Source organism: Nitrospirota bacterium (assembly GCA_040755395.1).
Lineage (GTDB): Bacteria > Nitrospirota > Nitrospiria > Nitrospirales > Nitrospiraceae > DATLZU01.
This window is the reverse complement of record JBFMAX010000005.1, coordinates 132,562-150,704: the sequence shown is the minus strand read 5'-3', so window position 1 is coordinate 150,704 and position 18,143 is coordinate 132,562. Positions and strand designations below refer to the sequence as shown.

14 protein-coding genes and 1 pseudogene are annotated in these 18,143 nt (G+C 61.5%); 12 read left to right on the top strand and 3 right to left on the bottom strand.

Annotated elements, in window-relative coordinates; all coding sequences use genetic code 11:
• Positions 1-62: 62 nt before the first annotated feature.
• The 9 genes and pseudogenes from AB1555_10315 (at position 63) to AB1555_10275 (ending at position 10,082) form a co-directional block, all read left to right on the top strand.
• A pseudogene (locus tag AB1555_10315) lies at positions 63-1,475 on the top strand (LAGLIDADG family homing endonuclease).
• Between the two features lie 120 nt (positions 1,476-1,595).
• The gene (locus tag AB1555_10310) at positions 1,596-4,670 is read left to right on the top strand and encodes an adenosylcobalamin-dependent ribonucleoside-diphosphate reductase (protein ID MEW6247091.1); all 3,075 of its coding nucleotides are present in this window, start codon (positions 1,596-1,598) and stop codon (positions 4,668-4,670) included.
• A gap of 22 nt (positions 4,671-4,692) precedes the next feature.
• Positions 4,693-5,100, top strand: a complete 408-nt coding sequence (locus AB1555_10305) for a hypothetical protein (GenBank protein MEW6247090.1) — start codon at positions 4,693-4,695, stop codon at positions 5,098-5,100.
• A gap of 22 nt (positions 5,101-5,122) precedes the next feature.
• On the top strand, positions 5,123-6,100 hold the full coding sequence (locus AB1555_10300; GenBank protein MEW6247089.1) for a DNA methyltransferase: 978 nt from the start codon (positions 5,123-5,125) through the stop codon (positions 6,098-6,100).
• A gap of 15 nt (positions 6,101-6,115) precedes the next feature.
• Positions 6,116-6,727: a hypothetical protein gene (locus tag AB1555_10295; protein ID MEW6247088.1), complete on the top strand. Its 612-nt coding sequence runs from the start codon at positions 6,116-6,118 to the stop codon at positions 6,725-6,727.
• A gap of 322 nt (positions 6,728-7,049) precedes the next feature.
• Positions 7,050-7,325 (top strand): cupin domain-containing protein, encoded by a 276-nt coding sequence (locus AB1555_10290; protein ID MEW6247087.1) that lies wholly within the window; start codon positions 7,050-7,052, stop codon positions 7,323-7,325.
• Between the two features lie 105 nt (positions 7,326-7,430).
• Positions 7,431-7,841, top strand: coding sequence for a hypothetical protein (locus AB1555_10285; protein MEW6247086.1), 411 nt, complete (start codon positions 7,431-7,433; stop codon positions 7,839-7,841).
• Position 7,842: 1 nt separating this feature from the next.
• Complete coding sequence (locus AB1555_10280; GenBank protein MEW6247085.1) at positions 7,843-8,523, top strand: septal ring lytic transglycosylase RlpA family protein; 681 nt, start codon at positions 7,843-7,845, stop codon at positions 8,521-8,523.
• Between the two features lie 284 nt (positions 8,524-8,807).
• The gene (locus tag AB1555_10275; protein MEW6247084.1) at positions 8,808-10,082 is read left to right on the top strand and encodes a hemolysin family protein; all 1,275 of its coding nucleotides are present in this window, start codon (positions 8,808-8,810) and stop codon (positions 10,080-10,082) included.
• Here AB1555_10275 and ligA read toward each other — a convergent pair.
• Genes ligA through AB1555_10260 form a run of 3 tightly spaced genes read right to left on the bottom strand, consistent with a single transcriptional unit; the run spans position 10,079 to position 15,008 of the window.
• Positions 10,079-12,115 carry an NAD-dependent DNA ligase LigA gene (gene ligA / locus AB1555_10270; protein MEW6247083.1) on the bottom strand — a complete coding sequence of 679 codons (2,037 nt, stop codon included), beginning with the start codon at positions 12,113-12,115 and terminating at the stop codon, positions 10,079-10,081. The genes AB1555_10275 and ligA overlap by 4 nt on opposite strands.
• Before the next feature lie 9 nt (positions 12,116-12,124).
• A complete protein-coding gene (locus tag AB1555_10265; GenBank protein MEW6247082.1) occupies positions 12,125-13,999 on the bottom strand; it encodes a hypothetical protein in 1,875 nt (624 codons plus the stop codon).
• A gap of 55 nt (positions 14,000-14,054) precedes the next feature.
• The gene (locus AB1555_10260; protein MEW6247081.1) at positions 14,055-15,008 is read right to left on the bottom strand and encodes an AAA family ATPase; all 954 of its coding nucleotides are present in this window, start codon (positions 15,006-15,008) and stop codon (positions 14,055-14,057) included.
• Positions 15,009-15,281: 273 nt separating this feature from the next.
• Between AB1555_10260 and AB1555_10255 the strand changes: the two genes are divergently transcribed.
• The 3 genes from AB1555_10255 to AB1555_10245 all read left to right on the top strand — a co-directional run bounded on the left by AB1555_10255 (position 15,282) and on the right by AB1555_10245 (position 18,130).
• Positions 15,282-15,860, top strand: a complete 579-nt coding sequence (locus AB1555_10255; protein MEW6247080.1) for a LysM peptidoglycan-binding domain-containing protein — start codon at positions 15,282-15,284, stop codon at positions 15,858-15,860.
• A 102-nt stretch (positions 15,861-15,962) separates the two neighbouring features.
• Positions 15,963-17,459 carry an anthranilate synthase component I gene (trpE, locus tag AB1555_10250; GenBank protein MEW6247079.1) on the top strand — a complete coding sequence of 499 codons (1,497 nt, stop codon included), beginning with the start codon at positions 15,963-15,965 and terminating at the stop codon, positions 17,457-17,459.
• Between the two features lie 107 nt (positions 17,460-17,566).
• Positions 17,567-18,130, top strand: a complete 564-nt coding sequence (locus tag AB1555_10245) for an aminodeoxychorismate/anthranilate synthase component II (protein MEW6247078.1) — start codon at positions 17,567-17,569, stop codon at positions 18,128-18,130.
• Positions 18,131-18,143: the final 13 nt, after the last annotated feature.

Below are 18,143 nucleotides of genomic sequence, written 5' to 3'. Positions count from 1 at the left end.
GGAGGGATATCGTGAGAATTGAACGGAAATTCACGCGGAGCGGGCAGAGCCCTTACGAGGGGATGAAGTTCGTGAAGCGGTCGTCGGAAATCCGCAACCCCGACGGGTCCACGGTCTTCAAATTGGACAACATCGAGGTTCCGGAGCGGTGGTCTCAATTGGCCGTCGACATTCTGGCGCAAAAGTATTTCCGTAAAGCCGGCGTGCCCCAAATCGGGCCGGACGGGAAGGTACTGACCGGACCGGATGGAAAGCCGGTTCTCGGCGGAGAGCGCGATGCGCGCCAGGTCTTCGAACGGCTGGCCGGGTGCTGGACGCATTGGGGCAAGAACTACGGTTACTTCAAGTCGGCCGAAGACGCCGCCGCCTTTCATGACGAAATCTGCTACATGCTCGCGCGCCAAATGGCGGCGCCCAATTCGCCCCAATGGTTCAACACCGGGCTCCATTACGCCTATGGTCTGACCGGCCCCGCCCAAGGCCACTACTACGTCGATCCCAAGACCCGCGAAGTGGTCAAGGCCGCCAACGCGTTCGAACACCCGCAACCCCACGCGTGCCAACCCTACCACGCTTTGGTCTCGACGCCGCAGGGGCCCATGCCGATCGGAGACATCGTGACGAAGGGCCTGGTCGGGCTGGAAGTGTTCGACGGTCGCCGCTCCGACGCGGGCAAGGGTTCGGGGACGACAAAGGTGGTCGCCGTCAAGGCAAACGGCGAGAAGCCCGTCTTCAAGATCGTGCTCAAAAACGGCGTCTGCGTCGAGGCGACAGGCGATCATCTCGTCTATGCGCTCGAGGCGCGGCGTTCAACCGGCGCCTGGCGGAGGGTGGACGAACTGGCTCCGGGCATGCGGCTCACGCTGGCGACCGGGACGGCGGTGACCGAGCAGTCGAAGCCGCATGACGTGGACGAGGCCGCGCTGGTCGGTTGGCTGCAGGGAGACGGCTTTGTCGGCCGGTACGAGCGGGGCACCAACCGCGGTCTGACGCTTGAATTCATGACCATCGACAAGGCCGAGTTCAATTTCGTTCTGGAACGGGTGTTGCGCGTCTTCGACGGGGTGCACTACCACGTTCGGTCCGTGGAGACCCGGACCGCCGGGCTCGATGTCCGCTGCATCCGGCTGTACGGCGAAGCGCTCAGACCTTTTGTCGAGAAATACGAACTGCTGAGGGAAAGCGAAGAGTGGTCCGTGCCGAAGGCGATCCAGTCTTCCGGACTGCAAGTGCTAGCCGCCTATCTCTTGGCTTTGTTCCAGGCGGATGGCACGGTCCGTCTCAGATCCCGCGCCTCCCGGACCGCCGATATCGTTCTGACCACGACCTCGGCGCCGCTGGCCCTCGGCATCCAGGCGCTGTTGCTGAACCTGGGCGTCTATGCGCGAGTGCAGCGAGGCGTCGAGACCCGGGAAAATCGGAGGACGCCGTACTTCGTTTCGATCGGCTATGCGGAAGCGCGGGCTCGTTACCGGGACCTGATCGGGTTCGTTTCGGAAGACAAGCGTGAAAAGCTTGAGGCGGCCTGCTCCGATCGGTTTCCGGGTAAGACACTGCCGGCATTGCGAGAGGAAGTCATTGTCCGGATCGAGGCGATGGGAGTGCAGCCGGTCTTCGACATTCAAACGGAAAGCGGACAGTACCTCTCCAACAATGTCGTCGTGCACAACTGTTTCATCCAGTCCATCGAGGACGATCTGGTCAACGAGAACGGCATCATGGACCTGTGGGTCCGCGAGGCGCGCCTCTTTAAGTACGGAAGCGGAACGGGGACGAATTTCTCCAGGCTGCGCGGCGACGGAGAGCCGCTGTCCGGCGGCGGCCGGTCGTCGGGGCTGATGTCGTTTCTGAAGATCGGGGACCGGGCTGCCGGCGCGATCAAGTCGGGCGGGACGACCCGGCGAGCGGCCAAGATGGTCTGCCTGGATTTGGACCATCCGGATGTCGAGGAGTTCATCGACTGGAAGGTGATCGAAGAGCAGAAAGTGGCCGCCATGGTCACCGGTTCAAAAATATGCGCACAACGATTGAACGCGGTGTTGAAGGCCTGTCATGTGGTCGGCGGCGACGGCCAGATGAAAGTGGAGATCGATCCCAAGAAGAATCCGGCGCTCCAGGAGGCCATCCACGCGGCTCGGCGCGACCACGTGCCGGAAGCCTATATCGACCGCATGTTCGCTTATGCCCAGCAGGGCTTCACGCATTTCGTCTTTCATGAATACGACACGAATTGGGACGGCAGGGCCTATCAGACCGTGTCGGGGCAGAACTCCAACAACAGCATTCGTATCCCCAATGCGTTCTTCGAGGCGCTGGAAAAAGACGGCGACTGGCAGCTCAAGCGGCGGACGGACGGCAAGGTCTGCAAAGTCGTCAAGGCGCGGGAGCTGTGGGACAAGATCGCCTGGGCCGCCTGGATCTGCGCCGATCCCGGCACGCAATACGACACGACCATCAATGAATGGCATACCTGCCCGGAGGACGGGCGCATCAACGCGTCGAATCCCTGCAGCGAGTACATGTTCCTGGACGACACGGCGTGCAACCTGGCGTCCATCAACTTAGCCGAATTCTTCACGCCGGACGGACGGTTCGACCTGGAGACCTTCCGTCACGCGGTGCGCCTTTGGACCATCGTGCTGGAGATCAGCGTGTTGATGGCCTCGTTCCCCAGCCGCGCGATCGCGGAAAAGAGCTACATCTTCCGGACATTGGGGTTGGGGTACGCCAACCTGGGCACCATCCTGATGCGGCAAGGCATTCCCTATGATTCGCCTCAGGCTTTGGCGATCTGCGGCGCCATCACGGCCATCATGACCGGCGAAGCCTACAGCGCTTCCGCCGAGATGGCTGCCGAGCTGTGGCCCTTCCCCGGCTACGCGAAAAATCGCGAGCACATGCTGCGGGTGATCAGAAACCACCGCCGCGCAGCCTACAATGCGCCGCCGGAGGAATATGAAGGGCTGACGATCAAGCCGATGGGCATCCAGCCGGAACATTGTCCGCCCGACTTGCTGCTGGCGGCCCGGCGGGCATGGGATCGGGCATTGGAACTGGGCACGGCCTACGGGTTCCGCAACGCCCAGGTGACGTGCATCGCGCCGACCGGCACGATCGGGTTGGTGATGGATTGCGATACGACCGGCATCGAGCCGGACTTCGCGCTGGTCAAGTTCAAGAAACTGGCGGGCGGAGGCTACTTCAAGATCATCAACCAGAGCCTTCCGCCGGCGCTGAGGACCCTCGGGTACACGGAGACACAGATGCAGGACATCGTCCATTACTGCATCGGGCGGCAGACGCTCAAGGGCGCGCCGTTCATCAATCACGAGACGTTGAAGGAGAAAGGGTTCGACGACGCGGCGCTGGAGCGGCTGGAACACTCGCTCAAGCAGGCGTTCGAGATCCAGTTCGCCTTCAACAAGTTCACGCTGGGCGAGGAGTTCTGCCGCGAGAAGCTGGGCTTCACGGACGCGCAACTGAACGAGCCCAACTTCAACATGCTCAAAGCGCTGGGCTTCACCCAGGAGGAGGTCGCCGCGGCCAACGACTATTGCTGCGGCGCCATGACCGTGGAAGGCGCGCCGCACCTCAAGGCGGAACACCTGCCGGTGTTCGATTGCGCCAACCGGTGCGGCCGGATCGGGCAACGCTACATTCCAATCGAGGCCCACATTCGCATGATGGCGGCCGCGCAACCCTTCATCAGCGGAGGGATCTCCAAGACCATTAATATGCCCGCCGACGCCACGGTGGAGGACGTGAAGGCCGCGTACCTCCTGGCGTGGAGGAGCATGGTGAAAGCCGTCGCGCTCTATCGCGACGGGTCCAAGCTGAGCCAGCCGCTGAACGCCTCCTCGGACAGCGGAAAGGCAGTCGAACCGAGCGCCGACGTGTTGAGCGCCGCCGAAAAAATGACCGAGCGGGTGCTGGTGCGCTACCGGTACCTGGCGAAGCGGAGGCCGTTGCCGGCGCGGAGGAACGGTTACACGCAGAAGGCGATCGTCGGGGGCCACAAGATCTATCTCAGGACCGGCGAGTACGAAGACGGGACGCTGGGCGAGATCTTCCTCGACATGCACAAGGAGGGGGCGGCCTTCCGGAGCCTGATGAACTGCTTCGCGATCGCGATCTCGCTGGGGCTGCAGCATGGGGTGCCGCTGGAAGAGTTCGTCGAAGCCTTCGTCTTCACCAGGTTCGAGCCGAACGGACCGGTCAAGCTCAACGACCGGATCAAGATGGCTACGTCGATCATCGACTACATCTTCCGCGAGCTGGCCGTGACCTACCTGGATCGCTACGACCTGGCGCAGGTGCAGCCCGAGGACCTGCGGATGGATTCGGTGAAGAAGGACGACCAGGACCCGGAGTGCACCGACGAGGAGGCGGACATCCAGGCGCTCCAGTCGGCCTCGATCATCGCAGACAAGTTTCCCTCCCGGCATGACGCGGGAAACGGTGCGAGAGGGAACGGCCAAGGGAACGGGCATGCCCTGGCGCACCAGGTGGAGATCACGCGCGAATCGCTCACCGTCACGGCGATTCGCGACACGGCGCGGCTGAAGGGCTATGAGGGCGATCCCTGCCCCGAGTGCAAGCAGTTCACCATGGTCCGGAACGGGACGTGCCTCAAGTGCGTGAACTGCGGCGCCACGAACGGGTGTTCGTGAAGCGACGAAAAAGGGGTGCGCCATGAGTACAATTCTTCGCGAACCGGGCATCGAAACCTTGCACGACCAGGTGGTCAGCCTGCTGGCTCAACGGTGGTCCAAAGCCTTTCAGTGTCGGGTTACGATCAAGACAGGCCTGAAAGAAAACCGATGGGCAGGGATCGATCAGAAGGCGGACCTCATGGGGCGGAAGGTCAACCCGCGAGGGGACCGTATTCTGTGGATCGCCGAGGTTGAAACCGAAGGGTCACTGGCCGAATCTGAAACCGTAGTCAGATGGAAGCAAGGTGCGGAATTAGGCGTGCCGTTCTATCTGTTTGTTCCGCGCGGCGGCAGAGAGACGGCACAGAAGCTGGCCGCCGTTGCCGAGATCACCTTCAACGGTGTGTACGAGTACGGATTCGTGAACGGGGTGTTGCAGTTGCTGTGAGAAGTCCGTGAGGGAACCTTTCATGAATGCGCTTTTACAAGCGGCGAGCAATGGGCGGCACGGTGTGTCCGGCCGCATCGGCGGAGTGCCGTACAGCCTTGCCTGTGTCGATTGCTTCGAATGGATGGACCGCCGTCCCGAAAACTCCGTTCATGCGATCGTGACCGATCCGCCGTATGGGTTGAAAGAATACACTCCTGAGCAGACCGAAAAGCTACGAAGGAGAAAGGGAGGCGTCTGGCGTATCCCCCCGTCGTTCGACGGCTGCGAACGGAATCCGCTCCCCCGCTTCACCGTTCTTACTGATGCGGAAAGGGGGCGCCTGAGAGAGTTTTTTGCGGCGTTTGCCAAAAGGGCATTTCGGATTTTGGTTCCCGGCGGTCATGTGTTTATCGCCACCAACCCTCTGCTTTCGCATCTGGTGTATCTGCCGCTCATCGAAGCGGGCTTCGAGAAGCGGGGCGAGATTATCAGGCTCGTCCAAACGCTGCGCGGCGGGGATAGACCGAAAAATGCGCATGAAGAGTTCTCAGAGGTCACCGTCATGCCGCGATCGTGCTGGGAGCCCTGGGGGCTCTTTCGAAAACCCTGTGAGGGACGGGTTCAGGATAATCTCAGGAAGTACAAGACGGGCGGACTCAGGCGTCCTTCCAGAGATCTGCCCTTCGCGGACGTGATTGCATCTGCACCGACACGACCCGAGGAGCGGGCGATTGCGGACCATCCGTCATTAAAGCCGCAGGCGTTCATGCGTCAGATCGTGCGGGCAGCCCTGCCCTTAGGCGTTGGAGTGGTGCTCGATCCCTTTATGGGCGGCGGCTCGACGATCGCGGCAGCACTCTCGGTCGGCTACGAAAGCATTGGCCTGGAGGTCGATCCGATCTACTGCCAGATGGCCCTGCGAGCAATTCCCAAGCTTGCGGTCTTTCCCGTGAATCGAAACGGCCACATGCCCAGCATCCGAACGGAGACCGACGTGGTCCCACTTCCGTTCATCTAGGAGACTGTCGAGCCAGTGCCTTTCGACTCTGACGGATTCGACCGATCAGTTTCGCTCCCTCCGAAGTTGACCATCGCCCACATTCGTAATGCCATCGACTACATCGAAAAGGAAGCAAAGGAGTTTGTCGATGTGTATTTCGAACAGAGCAACGTCTTCAGCGGCCTGATCGGTATCCTTGGTGTGCGGGCATTGAATGCATTCGGTCCGTACAAGAAACATAAGCACCCGGATATTGCCCAGCAAAGGTTTCCAGATCTTTCACTAAATGGTAAGTTAAATCCGCCGCCGGAGCATGCCCTGGAGTCAAAAGGTAGTACGCGTCCTTGGGCGATTCAGTCTCACTATAATCATCCAGGATGGTACATCGTGTGGCGATATGCAGAGGATCCCACCAGGCGGATGAAGCGCGGGCGGGAGGTTTTGATCTGGCGGGTTGATGTCGCATTTCTTCAACGCAATGATTGGAAGTATGAAGGGAGTCGGGCAGGGGAAGGTCAGGGCGGAAGAACACATACCTTCGGTGTGAAAAATCCGGCGGAACGGCTTAAGGGATGCCTCGTCTATTTTGCTCCGAGGATCGTTCTCCAGCATGGCAGACCTACGTTGGCCAATCACAGTAGCTAGCGGACTGTCATCGATGGTTAGCGGGCGCCGGTTGGGGCTGTTTGCGATTGTGTGTAGGTGAACGTATGAAAAAAGATCACTAAGTGTGTACCGCCAGCATGGGCTCTGGGAAGTAGTCTTGGAAAGCGAGCCGTATGGCCGTGAAGTTGTACGAAGAGACATCTCTGGACCTTCGGCTGTTGCGTCGTACCGCAGACTGATTTCGGCGGCCCAGAAGGAATATCGGAAGGATAAAATCCATCGGGAAGTGTCCTTGGTCTACCGCATCGGAACCGATGAGTAATCAGCATGGTTAGGTCCATGTAGTTCAAGGGCAGCGGGCTTGATAGATCGTAAAAAGGTTCAGCAACTCTGGCATTCCCGCGGCTTTTCCTGCGACCTGTGGGTTGATCCGCCGGGGCAGGTATGGGAGGATTATGTCCATTCCGTAGATGAACTCCTGATGGTGGTCGAGGGGGAGTTGGAGCTGGAGATGCAGGGCCGGACGTTCAGGCCCAAGCCCGGGGAGGAAGTCTTTATTCCCGCCAATGTGGTACATTCTGTCCGGAACGTGGGCGGGACCACCGCACAGTGGCTGTACGGATACAAGAAGGGGTAAGGGGTAAAAGGGGTAGCGGGGTAATGTGGAACAGGGCGCTGGCTGTACAGGAGTCAAGTATCCCGAGACCCCGATATCCCTTTATCCCGTCTATCGAGGGAAAGTATGCCGACGACGACGCAGTTGGTGATCAGCGAGCGCAGTAAGCCGGGGGTGCTGGCGCAGGTGGCTTCGGTGCTGGGCGGCGCCGGGGTCAACATCAAGGCCTTTTCCGCCCCGGAAGTGACGGGCACCGGGAACCTTCGGTTGCTGGTGGCGGATCTGGAGGGAGCGCGGGCGGCCTTGCGGGCGGCGAAGATCCGCTTTCGGGAAGAAGTGGCCCTGGTCTTGAGCCTGGAGAACAAACCCGGCGCCTTGAAGGAGGTCGCCGATCTGCTGACCAAGGCCAGGATCAACATCAAGTGCGGCTATTGCACGCCGTCCCGCGAGGGCAAACGCGCCATCGTGGTCTTGACCGTTTCGAACACCCAAAAGGCCTTGGACGTTCTGCGCGATAAGTCCCTCGACGAATTCTGACATGCGAGCAGGCCTCCATACGCCTCTTGCTCGGTTGGCTATTTCTGTTCCGTTCTTCCTGGGTGCCTGGGCCTTATCCGGCTGCGCCGGCGCTCCATCGCCCCGCGCGTATCCACCCGGCTATCCCATCGGCTACGTCGAACGCGGAACCGCCTCCTGGTACGGGCCGGGCTTTCATGGGAACCACACGGCCAACGGGGAACGGTTTGATATGCACAAGTTCACGGCGGCGCACCGGACCCTACCTCTTGGCTCCGTGGCGGTCGTCCGTTCGCTGACGACCGGCCGGCAGGTGACCGTGCGGATCAACGACCGGGGGCCGTTCGCGAGGGGCCGCATCCTCGACCTGTCCTACGCCGGAGCAAGGGCGCTCGGGATGACCGGTTCCGGAACGGACGAGGTCGAGCTGCGTGTGATCGGCTATGAGGGCAGGCCGGACGGCATGGGGTTTCTCCGTGTCCAGGTCGGCTCATTTGCCGATCCGGCGAATGCTCGGGCGCTGATCGATCGGTTGAAGGACCGCTATCCGGATAGCCGGATCGTGATGGTCGAGCTGCCGGAAGGCAAACGATACCGCGTCCAGGTCGGTCGATTTACCAGCGAGACTCAGGCTGAGGCGGTCGCCGGGCGGTTGGGGAGCATGCTGGACGTTGATCCTTTTGTCGTGAGAGATGACACGTAGCTGTACTTCCCTTTCCCTATCCGGTCCGCGACTTTCAGAGAGCACGCCTTCATCGAGATTGGCAACCCGTTGATTTTATGTCAGGAATTGCTGTAACGCTTGATGAGTCGCCTTGCCTGTGGTAAATGTACTGCGCAATGGATGACGGCGGCCCGATAGGAGCTCACCAGGTCATTCTGTTCCTCAGTACCCCAATCACACTGCTTGCCAGCCCGGATCGGGCCTCGGCAGAGCGTCTTGTCCGGCTTCTTGAGCCGGTTATTCGTCTCTAATTTTCGATTTTCATGGACATTTTTATCCTGCTGTTTCTCATTCTGTTGTCGGCCATTATTTCAGCGGCCGAGATCGGGTTTTTTTCGGTCAATGAAACCAGGCTTCGGGCCTTGGCCGAGGGTGGCGGGAAGCGTGCCGCCATAGCCCTCTACCTCCGCAGCAATCCCCAACGACTGCTCTCCACCATCATGATCGGGGACAACCTGGTGAATGCGGGCGCCGCCTCGTTCGCGACCATCATCACCATCCGGCTCTTTGGCTCAGAAGCTCTCGCGGTTGCGATCGGTATCTTGACCTTCGTCTTGATGATTTTCGGCGATGTGGTGCCCAAGACTCTGGCTGCTAAACATGCCGTTCCCCTTGTGCTGGCGATGGCCTACCCAGTCTATTGGATCGAATGGGTGCTGCAGCCGGTGTTGTTCGTCCTGGAGCCGATGATCGATAAGATCACGGGCGGGAAAGGTCTGACGGTGCCGTTCGTGACCGAAGAAGAGCTCAAGATCATGCTGGATGTCGGCGGCAAAGCCGGTGCGATCGAGTCCGAAGAAGTGAAGATGATTAAGAACGTCTTTCAGTTGAACGACATCACAGCCGAAGACGCGATGACCCCGCGCATTTATGTCTTTGCGTTGGACGGCAATTTGCGCCTCAAAGACGCCCAGGAGCAGCTCTTTAAATCCAAATACTCACGGATCCCGGTGTACGACGGCACACTCGACAACATCACCGGCATCCTCTACAAGACCAAGGCCCTGACGGAGCTGGCCCAAGGGCATTGCGATGTCAGGCTGAAGGACATCGCCCATCCGGCGCTCTTCGTCCCACGCGGCAAGACAGCCGATGATTTGATGAAACAGTTCCAGCAGGAAAAACGGCACATGGCGATCGTGGTGAACGAGTTCGGCGGCGTCATGGGTTTGGTGACGCTGGAGGATCTGCTGGAAGAAGTCGTCGGCGAGATCATGGACGAAACGGACATCACCGAGGAATTGATCAAACGGATCGGCAAGAACCAGATTCTTGTTCACGGCCGGACCGAGGTGCGCAAGGTCAACGACTTCCTGAAGGTGGACTTGGGCGACGAGGCTAACACGATCAGCGGGTTGATTCAGGAGGAACTGGGCCGGATTCCCGCCGTCGGCGAGGAACTGCGCCTGGGAAACTGCCGCCTCGTGGTGCATGAGGCGGACCCGAAGTCGATCAAAAGCGTGCACATCTTCAAGGAGGAGAAAGCCGGCGTGACGGTCGAGCCGCCGGAAGCGGCCAGGGTGGATGTGGCGAGCTAGCCGCCTAGGGAGTCTGAAGGTTTCTTCACCAGCGCCGAGAATTCGTCTTCGGTCAGCAGCGTGATCCCCAATTTCCTGGCCTGGTCGAGTTTGGATCCGGCTTCTTTCCCCACCACCACATAGTCGGTCTTCTTGCTGACACTGGACGTCACTTGCCCCCCCAGTTCTTCCACCAGCCGTCTGGCATCCTCGCGGCTGTATCTCTCCAGACCGCCGGTGAAGACAAAGGTCTTGCCGGCCAGCGTCCTGGCCATCTGATCGCGTCGGGCGAAGTCGGCTGGGGCCTCGAGCTGTAATCCCAATCGCATCAAACGTTCGATGACCTGCCGGTTACGCCCTTCCTTGAAGAAGGACTCCAGGCTGGCGGAGATCTCCGGGCCGATTTCGCGGACCTGCAGGAACTGCTCGCGGTCGGCCTCCATGATGGCGTCCAACGCGCCGAAGTGTCTGGCCAAGATCCGTGCGATGTGTTGGCCCACTTGTCTGATGCCCAACCCGAACAGGAAACGCTCGAGACTGACCTTTTTGCTCCGCTCGATCGCCTCCAGCAGCAGCGTGGCCGATCGATCGGCAAAACCGTCCAACGTCAGGAGTTGTTCCTTGGTCAGGGTATAGAGATCGGCCAAGTTCTTGACCAGCCCGCGATCGACCAATTGCGCGACGGTCTTCTTGCCCAGACCGTCGATGTTCAGCGCGTGCTTCGAGGCGTAGTGCTCCAATGCCCCCTTCAATTGAGCCAAACAGACGGCCTGGCCGGTGCAGTAGTAATAGGCGCCTTCCCGCGCGACCGCCGATCCGCACACCGGACAATGGCCGGGCATGCGGAAAGGCTCTGAGCGGCGCTCGCCGGAGACGGGCACGCGTTCGGCGATTGCTGGGATGACGTCGCCGGCCCGCTCGACTTTGACGGTGTCGCCCACCCGGATGTCTTTCCGCGCCACTTCGTCCGCGTTGTGGAGCGTCGCCCGGCTGATCGTCACGCCGCCGACTTCGACCGGTTTCAACAAGGCGATCGGGGTCAGGGTGCCGGTGCGTCCGACCGAGACGACGATGTCCTGAACCATGGTGATCTCTTTCCGGGGCGTAAACTTGTAGGCGATGGCCCAGCGCGGGCTGCGGGATTTTTCGCCGAGCCGTTCCTGCCAGTCGCGACGATTGACCTTCACGACGATGCCGTCGATTTCGAACGGCAGGTTGTCGCGGACGGCCTCTGTCTCGTGGTGAAAGGCAATGACGTCTTCGATGGTCGGGCAACGGCGGCGATGGATCGGGACCGGCAGGCCCCAGCGGGCCAGTGACTCCAGCTCCTCCCAATGCATCGGCGGCGGCTCGGCGGACAGGGCCATGATTTCGTAGCAGGTGATGACGAGCGGCCGTTCCGCCGTGATGCGGGAATCCAATTGCCGCAGGGAGCCGGAGGCGGCGTTGCGGGGGTTGGCGAACGCCTCTTCGCCCCGTTCCGTCATGCGCCGGTTGAGCGCCTGGAAGTCGTCGAGCCGCATGTAGACTTCGCCCCGCACGACGAGATGAGCGGGCAGGTCTGGTTCAGGCAGAAGTTGCAGCGGCAACGGCTTGACGGTGCGCAGGTTCACGGTGACGTCCTCGCCGGTCACGCCGTCTCCTCTGGTGGCGCCGCGGGCGAAGCGGCCGTTGTCGTACACCAGTTCGACCGAGAGCCCGTCGAACTTGGGCTCGGCCGTGTACTCCACGGTCTCCACGCCGAGCTCCCGCTTCATGCGCTTATCGAAGGCGAGAACGTCCTCCTCATCGGCGACTGAATCGAGGCTGAGCATCGGCTTCTCATGCTCGACCTTGTTGAGTTCGTCGAGCGGCGGCGCGCCGACGCGTTGGGTGGGGGAGTCGGGGGTGATCAGGTCCGGATAGGCCGTTTCCAGTTCGACCAGTTCCCGGAACAACCGATCGTATTCGGAATCGGAAATCTCCGGCCGGTCTTTGACGTAGTACAGATAATCGTGCCGGCGGATCTCTTTCCGCAAGGCCTCGATGCGCTTCCGGGCTGCTTCGCGGGACAATCCCATTTCTCATTCCCTGATGAATCTTGCCGCATAGCTTCTGATGTCGTGTCCGTTCAGCACATGGAAGCGGCGCAGGCGATCGATCGTCTGGCCGGAGAATCGGCTCAAGGGAATCGGAACCAGTCTCCGTCCGAAATGTCGGACAATCCGTCGCCATGTCACGCGCGGGGGGATAGGAGAGACCAAGGCGATATAGGGCTCGCGGGAATGCAAGGCGGCGGCGGCAATAAGGCGATCCTCCAACGTCTTGGCGAAATCGAAGCTCGGGTCGGTCCAGATGTCCGGGATGGGCCGGGGAGGGAAAAGAAACATGGCGCCGCCGTAGCGGGACTGGGCGATGCCCGGTCCGACCATGTTGTCCTCGAAGGGGGTGGCGTAGAAGCACAGCGTGGATTCTTCGGCATGTTCCGCATACCAAGTCGCCCGCCAGCGATATTCGTCCGGATCGGCCGGCGTGTCGAAGAGAAAGACTACGACCTCGACATTGCCCCTGGCCGGGGGGATTTCCTTCACATAAATGTCCATACGGGGTCGGCGCTCCGTGGAAACCGGTACTGCCGCTCCGGCACCCCGCTGACTCGCGCACCAATGGCGCAGGCTTTCGCGGAGATCGATCCCGTCCTTGATGGACGAGGTGAACCTTTCCACTTTCGCCAGGTCGGCCCCGAGAATGGCCCGCGCCTGTTCCCGCACGTGGCTGGTGAAGCTCTCGATCTTCTCGTCTTCCGGCGGCCAGGAACACTGGCGAAAGGGATTCCACAAGAGCGCCCATCGCCGGCTCTTCGCCCGCGTCGGTTTGGGGCGGAGGGACAGGGACCTCCATACCAACGGCGGACCTTGGAGCCGGTTCTTCGCCCGGACGATCTGGCCGTCCGGCAACTCCAACTGTTCGATCCCGGCAGCCACGGGCGGGAAATGCTCATGCTCGATGTCGGTCTGAAACGCATAGCTTTTGGCTGTCTCCAAGAGCTTGATCGCGAACTCATCGCCGGCGGTCTGCTTGGCCGCCAGCACCAGCGTGTACAGGTCCGGCGTCAGGCGCCGTTCCAGCAGCGCGAGGTTGCGGACGTATTGCAGGTAAATCTGGAGCAACTGAGGGGTCACCCAGTTCGCCACCGAATGATGACCGTCGGTCTCATGCTCGGCCTTCCAGCGGCTGCGTGTTTCCAGGAGCAATTCTTTGATGCCGTCCACGGCGAGGTGGCGGTCCGAACGAAGTTCCGCCCGCCGCCGCTCGTACAGGTCGGTGATGAACGGCAATTCCCCCAACACAAAGTACAGGCTGGAGGGGGTGACGGAATACAGGGAGGGAGACGCCGCGGTCGACTCGGGCGCCGTGTACGGTCGCCGCTCCCGGTACGCGTCCCGCAGCCAAGGCCAATCGGCCACATGGCAGAGGCAAAGGATCGACTCGTAGTCCAACTCCAACTCGTGCAGCCTGAACGCCATCCAGCAGATACGCTCCCAGCGCTGCGTGCCCGGTGTCGGCGGCGGCAGCGACGGCAGCACGGCGGCCGCAAAGGCGGCCAGCGGGACGCGCTTGAGACTGTAGGGATCGGGCGAGGCGAACGGCGAGGGTTCAAAGACGCGGACTTCGCGGTCGATATAGGCCCGCGCGATGCCTTCGACCATCGCTACCCGGGCTCCCATGACGACGGCCTGGCAGGGATCGACGGGCACGAAGCTGGCCGCCGCGTCCCCGTCTTGATCCGGTTCCGGCAGGACCACCAGGCCGATGCGGGGCAACCGGTCGATCGCACGTTCGAACGGTTCTTCGACGGACGGGGGGAGGGGCAGAGCCAGGCAATCGTAACGCCGACTGATCAGCCGTTCGCGCACTTCCTGCGCGACGTCTCCGCTCGCGTGCAGGATGGGGAGCATCTCGATCCTAGCGGAGAGCCTGAAGATCGCGTCGTCGTTCATCACGGCAGGGTGATTAACGGCCCGGATGCAGGGGGTCGTCGCTTTCGAAGAAGAAATCCCCCAGGCCTTTCGGCAACGGCTGATCGCCGAGCGCCCGTTTGCGCCGGCGTGCCAGGGCTTGCAGGTCCAAGGCCTCGTCGCTCAGCACCTTGACCAGGGCCTCACGCCAGGCTTCGTCTTTCGAGAGCGGATGAGCGGGGTCCTGAGCCAGGCGCTTGAGCGCGTATTGCAGGATGTGGATGCCGTCCCGGACCGAATAGTCCAGATTGAGCTGATGCGCCTGTTGGAGGAACTCCACGGTCATGGCCAGCATCTCGGCCGGCGCGAAGGGGAGATGGTACCGGAGGATGGCCAACTCATCCTCCTTGCCGGGAAAGCCCATGTTCAACGTCGGCTGGAGCCGGGACAGGATGTAATCCGGCACTTCGTATGTGGACGCGTCTTCGTTCATCGTGACGCAGCAGCGGAACTCGGGATGGGCCGTGACGAGAATGCCGGCGACGATCGATTCCACGCATCGGCGATGGTCCAGGAGCGAGGCGAGCGACGCCCAACTCTTTTCGTTCATGCGGTTGCCTTCGTCCAACACGCAGACGGCGCCGGTCAGCATGGCGGTGACCAGCGGCGACGCGTGGTAGGCGATAGACCCGGACTCCGCCAGGACGGGCGTGATCAGCAGGTCTTCGGGTCTGGTGTCGGCCGTGCACTGAAAGATGTAAAGGGCTTGTTTCCGCTCACGGGCGCCGGACATGGCCAGCGTCGTCTTGCCGATGCCGGGCGGGCCCGTGATGCGCGGCGAAAGCGGCAGATCTTTCTCGTCGACGACCAGCCAGCAGGCCAGCAGTTGCCGCAGAATTTCCCGCTCGCCGATCCATTCCTGCGAACTGGCGATCGGTTGCGCCAGGTGGAGCGTCACTCCGTCGACGACCACGGTCCGACCGGCGCTGATTTCCGGTTTCTTTCGCATTGAAGTTCGAGTCCGGTGTGCGGAGTCTGGCTGGGGCTGCCGTCGGCGAAGCCAACCGTAACACAGCCTCAGGCAACGGGTCAAACCGGCCGGATCGGCCCTTTCCGCTTTGACTTTCGCTGCATGCCTCTCTATTCTTAGGCTTCCGGCCGTCGGAAACGTCGGGTCGTGGCGTTCTTCCCGGGCGTCACGGGTCGGCGAGCATCGACACCGTCCGGCGGTGCATCGTCGGAACGGCTCGAGCCGGATCAATCGGATGGGAGGGTGATGAGAATGATCAAGACAGTACGCTTGGCGACGGCGCTGGTCGGGCTTCTCTTGCTGACCGGCTGCGTCATGGCCGAAAAGTACGAGGCGGAAAAGGCCAGGAGCTTGAACTTTCAGCGGTTGCTGGCGCAGGAAGAAAAGCGGACGGCGGAGCTGGACAGCGAGGTCAAGCGGACCAAGCGCGAAGCGGCCGAGTTGGAGGCGAAGAATCGGGAACTGGCCGCGCAGGTGCAGGCGTTGCGGGAGCAAATGGCGAGACTCCAGGAAGAGGCCGACGCGATGAAGGAAGCCGCGCTCCTCGAACGCAAGGCCAACGAGGAAATGCGACGGATGGCGAAGCCGTCCGGCAAGCCGAAAAAGGTGGAAGTGCCGGGGATGGAGTTGGAGACGGCCGAATCGGTCGTCAAACCGGACGCCTCTCAGCTCTCGAAGACGACCCCGATCTATCACCAGGTGAAGCCGGGAGAAACGCTCTTCCGCCTCAGCCGTAAATACGGCGTGTCGGTCGACAAGGTCAAGGAATGGAACAAGCTCCCGGACGACATCATCGAAGTCGGCCAGCGGCTGATCGTCGGCTATGAATGAGCCCATCGCTCGCCGTGGTCGTGCCCTGCCGACCGACAGCGTCCGGCGACCCGCGCCCGGTCGGCGGCCCGTCAGGGAGCGAAGCGTGCCGGGGATCGCGGCATGAACAAACCTGCCTATTCCCTCGATCTCGATGAATTTCGGGCCCTCGCCGGCCAAGGGAACCTGATTCCGCTCTACCGCGAGATCCTGGCGGACTACGAGACGCCGGTCTCGGCCTTCGCCAAGATCGACCACGGCCCGTCCGCCTATTTGCTGGAGAGCGTCGAAGGCGGAGAGAACTGGGCGCGGTACTCGTTCCTCGGCAGCGGCTCGCCCGTGGTCATTCGCGAAGATCGCGGCGATCTCCTGATCTCCCGAGGGACCCGCCTGCGCCGGGTGGCGAGCAGGGGCCGGCCCCTCGAGCGGCTGCGGGAGTTGATGGACCAGTACCGGCCCGTCACCGCGCCCGGGCTGCCGCGGTTCGTCGGCGGCGCGGTCGGCTATCTGGGGTACGATGTGGTGCGCACGTTCGAGGAGATTCCGGCCGGACGCAAGGACGGCCTGGGCCTGCCGAACTTCGCCTTCCTCCTCACCGACACGCTCCTGATTTTCGACAATGTGTCGCAGAAGATCAAAGTCGTGGCCAACGCCCATGTGAGGTCCGCTCGCGAAGCGGACGTCCGGCGCGCCTATGCGGAGGCAACCGCGAGGATCGAGAAAATGATCGCCCGCCTCAAGCGGCCGTTGCGCCGAACGCGTCCCAAGCATCGGCGCAAGCCGATCACGTTTACTCCGAACATGAGCCGGTCGGACTTCGAAAAGATGGTGATGCGGACCAAGGAGTACATCAGGGCCGGCGACATCGTACAGGCGGTGCTCTCGCAACGCTGGGAAGCGCGCATCCAAACCAGTCCTTTTCAGCTCTACCGCGCGCTGCGCGTGATCAATCCCTCGCCCTATATGTATTACCTGCGGGTGGCCGGCGTGGAGTTGGTCGGGTCCTCGCCGGAAACGCTGGTGCGGTGCGAGGACGGGGTGATCTCCGTGCGGCCGATCGCGGGCACGCGCCGGCGCGGACAGACGCCGGAGCAGGACCGGCAGTTGGAAGTGGAACTGCTGGCGGATGAAAAAGAGCGGGCGGAACACGTCATGCTGGTCGATCTGGGGCGGAACGACGTCGGCCGGGTGGCGCGTTTGGGATCGGTGCGGGTGGAGGCGTTGATGCAGATCGAACGCTACTCCCATGTCATGCACATCGTCTCGCAGGTCACGGGCCGGTTGGCTCCCTCGATGACGGTCTACGACGTTTTGCGGGCCTGTTTCCCCGCGGGCACCGTCTCCGGCGCGCCGAAGATCCGGGCGATGGAGATCATCGAGGAATTGGAGCCGACCCGGCGGGGACCGTATGCCGGCGCGGTCGGCTACTTCAGCTTCTCCGGCAACATGGACATGTGTATCAACATCCGCACCGTCGTGATCAAAGGCAAGCAGGCGTACATTCAGGCCGGTGCAGGCATCGTTGCGGATTCCAACCCCGAGCATGAGTACGAGGAGACCTGTAACAAGGCCCGGGCCATGATGAACGCGATCGAACTGGCGGAGCTGGGACTGGAGTGACGCCGCGAGCGGCGTCGTTAATTGTGAAACGTTCAACGTTAGACGCAGGAATGGAGTCGATTGGTTCCACGATTCACGGTTAACGATTAACGAATAACGGCCTCATCGTGTTGTTGATGATCGACAACTACGACTCGTTCACGTACAACCTGGTTCAGTATTTCGGGGAACTGGGGGAGGATGTGAGGGTCTATCGCAACAATAAGATCACGATCGAGGAGATCGAAGCGCTCAAACCGAGCCGCATCGTGATCTCGCCGGGACCTTGTACGCCGAGGGAAGCCGGTATCTCGGTGGACACCATCCGACATTTTGCGGGGCGTCTGCCCATTCTCGGCGTCTGTTTGGGGCACCAGTCCTTGGCCGTGGCGTTCGGCGGCGAAGTCATCAGGGCCCAGCGGCTCATGCACGGCAAGACTTCGATGATTCGCCACGACGGCAAAACCATCTTTCGCGAATTACCCAACCCCTTCGAAGCGACCCGCTACCATTCGCTGATCGTCAACCGGGCGAATCTGCCGGCCTGTTTGGAGATCTCCGCCGAGAGCGAAGAAGGGGAAATCATGGGATTGCGGCACCGGACTTTGGCGATCGAAGGAGTGCAATTCCACCCGGAATCGATCCTGACCGCGGCGGGTAAGGATTTGCTCCGGAACTTCTTAAAACTCTAGCGAACCGCTCATA

Bases quoted from the DNA above. Each gene is read 5' to 3' on its own strand.
- AB1555_10310 (MEW6247091.1), top strand. From the start codon at position 1,596: ATGGGAGTGCAGCCGGTCTTCGACATTCAAACGGAAAGCGGACAGTAC.
- AB1555_10305 (MEW6247090.1), top strand. From the start codon at position 4,693: ATGAGTACAATTCTTCGCGAACCGGGCATCGAAACCTTGCACGACCAG.
- AB1555_10300 (MEW6247089.1), top strand. From the start codon at position 5,123: ATGAATGCGCTTTTACAAGCGGCGAGCAATGGGCGGCACGGTGTGTCC.
- AB1555_10285 (MEW6247086.1), top strand. From the start codon at position 7,431: ATGCCGACGACGACGCAGTTGGTGATCAGCGAGCGCAGTAAGCCGGGG.
- AB1555_10280 (MEW6247085.1), top strand. From the start codon at position 7,843: ATGCGAGCAGGCCTCCATACGCCTCTTGCTCGGTTGGCTATTTCTGTT.
- AB1555_10275 (MEW6247084.1), top strand. From the start codon at position 8,808: ATGGACATTTTTATCCTGCTGTTTCTCATTCTGTTGTCGGCCATTATT.
- AB1555_10265 (MEW6247082.1), bottom strand. From the start codon at position 13,999: ATGCTCCCCATCCTGCACGCGAGCGGAGACGTCGCGCAGGAAGTGCGC.
- AB1555_10260 (MEW6247081.1), bottom strand. From the start codon at position 15,008: ATGCGAAAGAAACCGGAAATCAGCGCCGGTCGGACCGTGGTCGTCGAC.
- AB1555_10255 (MEW6247080.1), top strand. From the start codon at position 15,282: ATGATCAAGACAGTACGCTTGGCGACGGCGCTGGTCGGGCTTCTCTTG.
- trpE (MEW6247079.1), top strand. From the start codon at position 15,963: ATGAACAAACCTGCCTATTCCCTCGATCTCGATGAATTTCGGGCCCTC.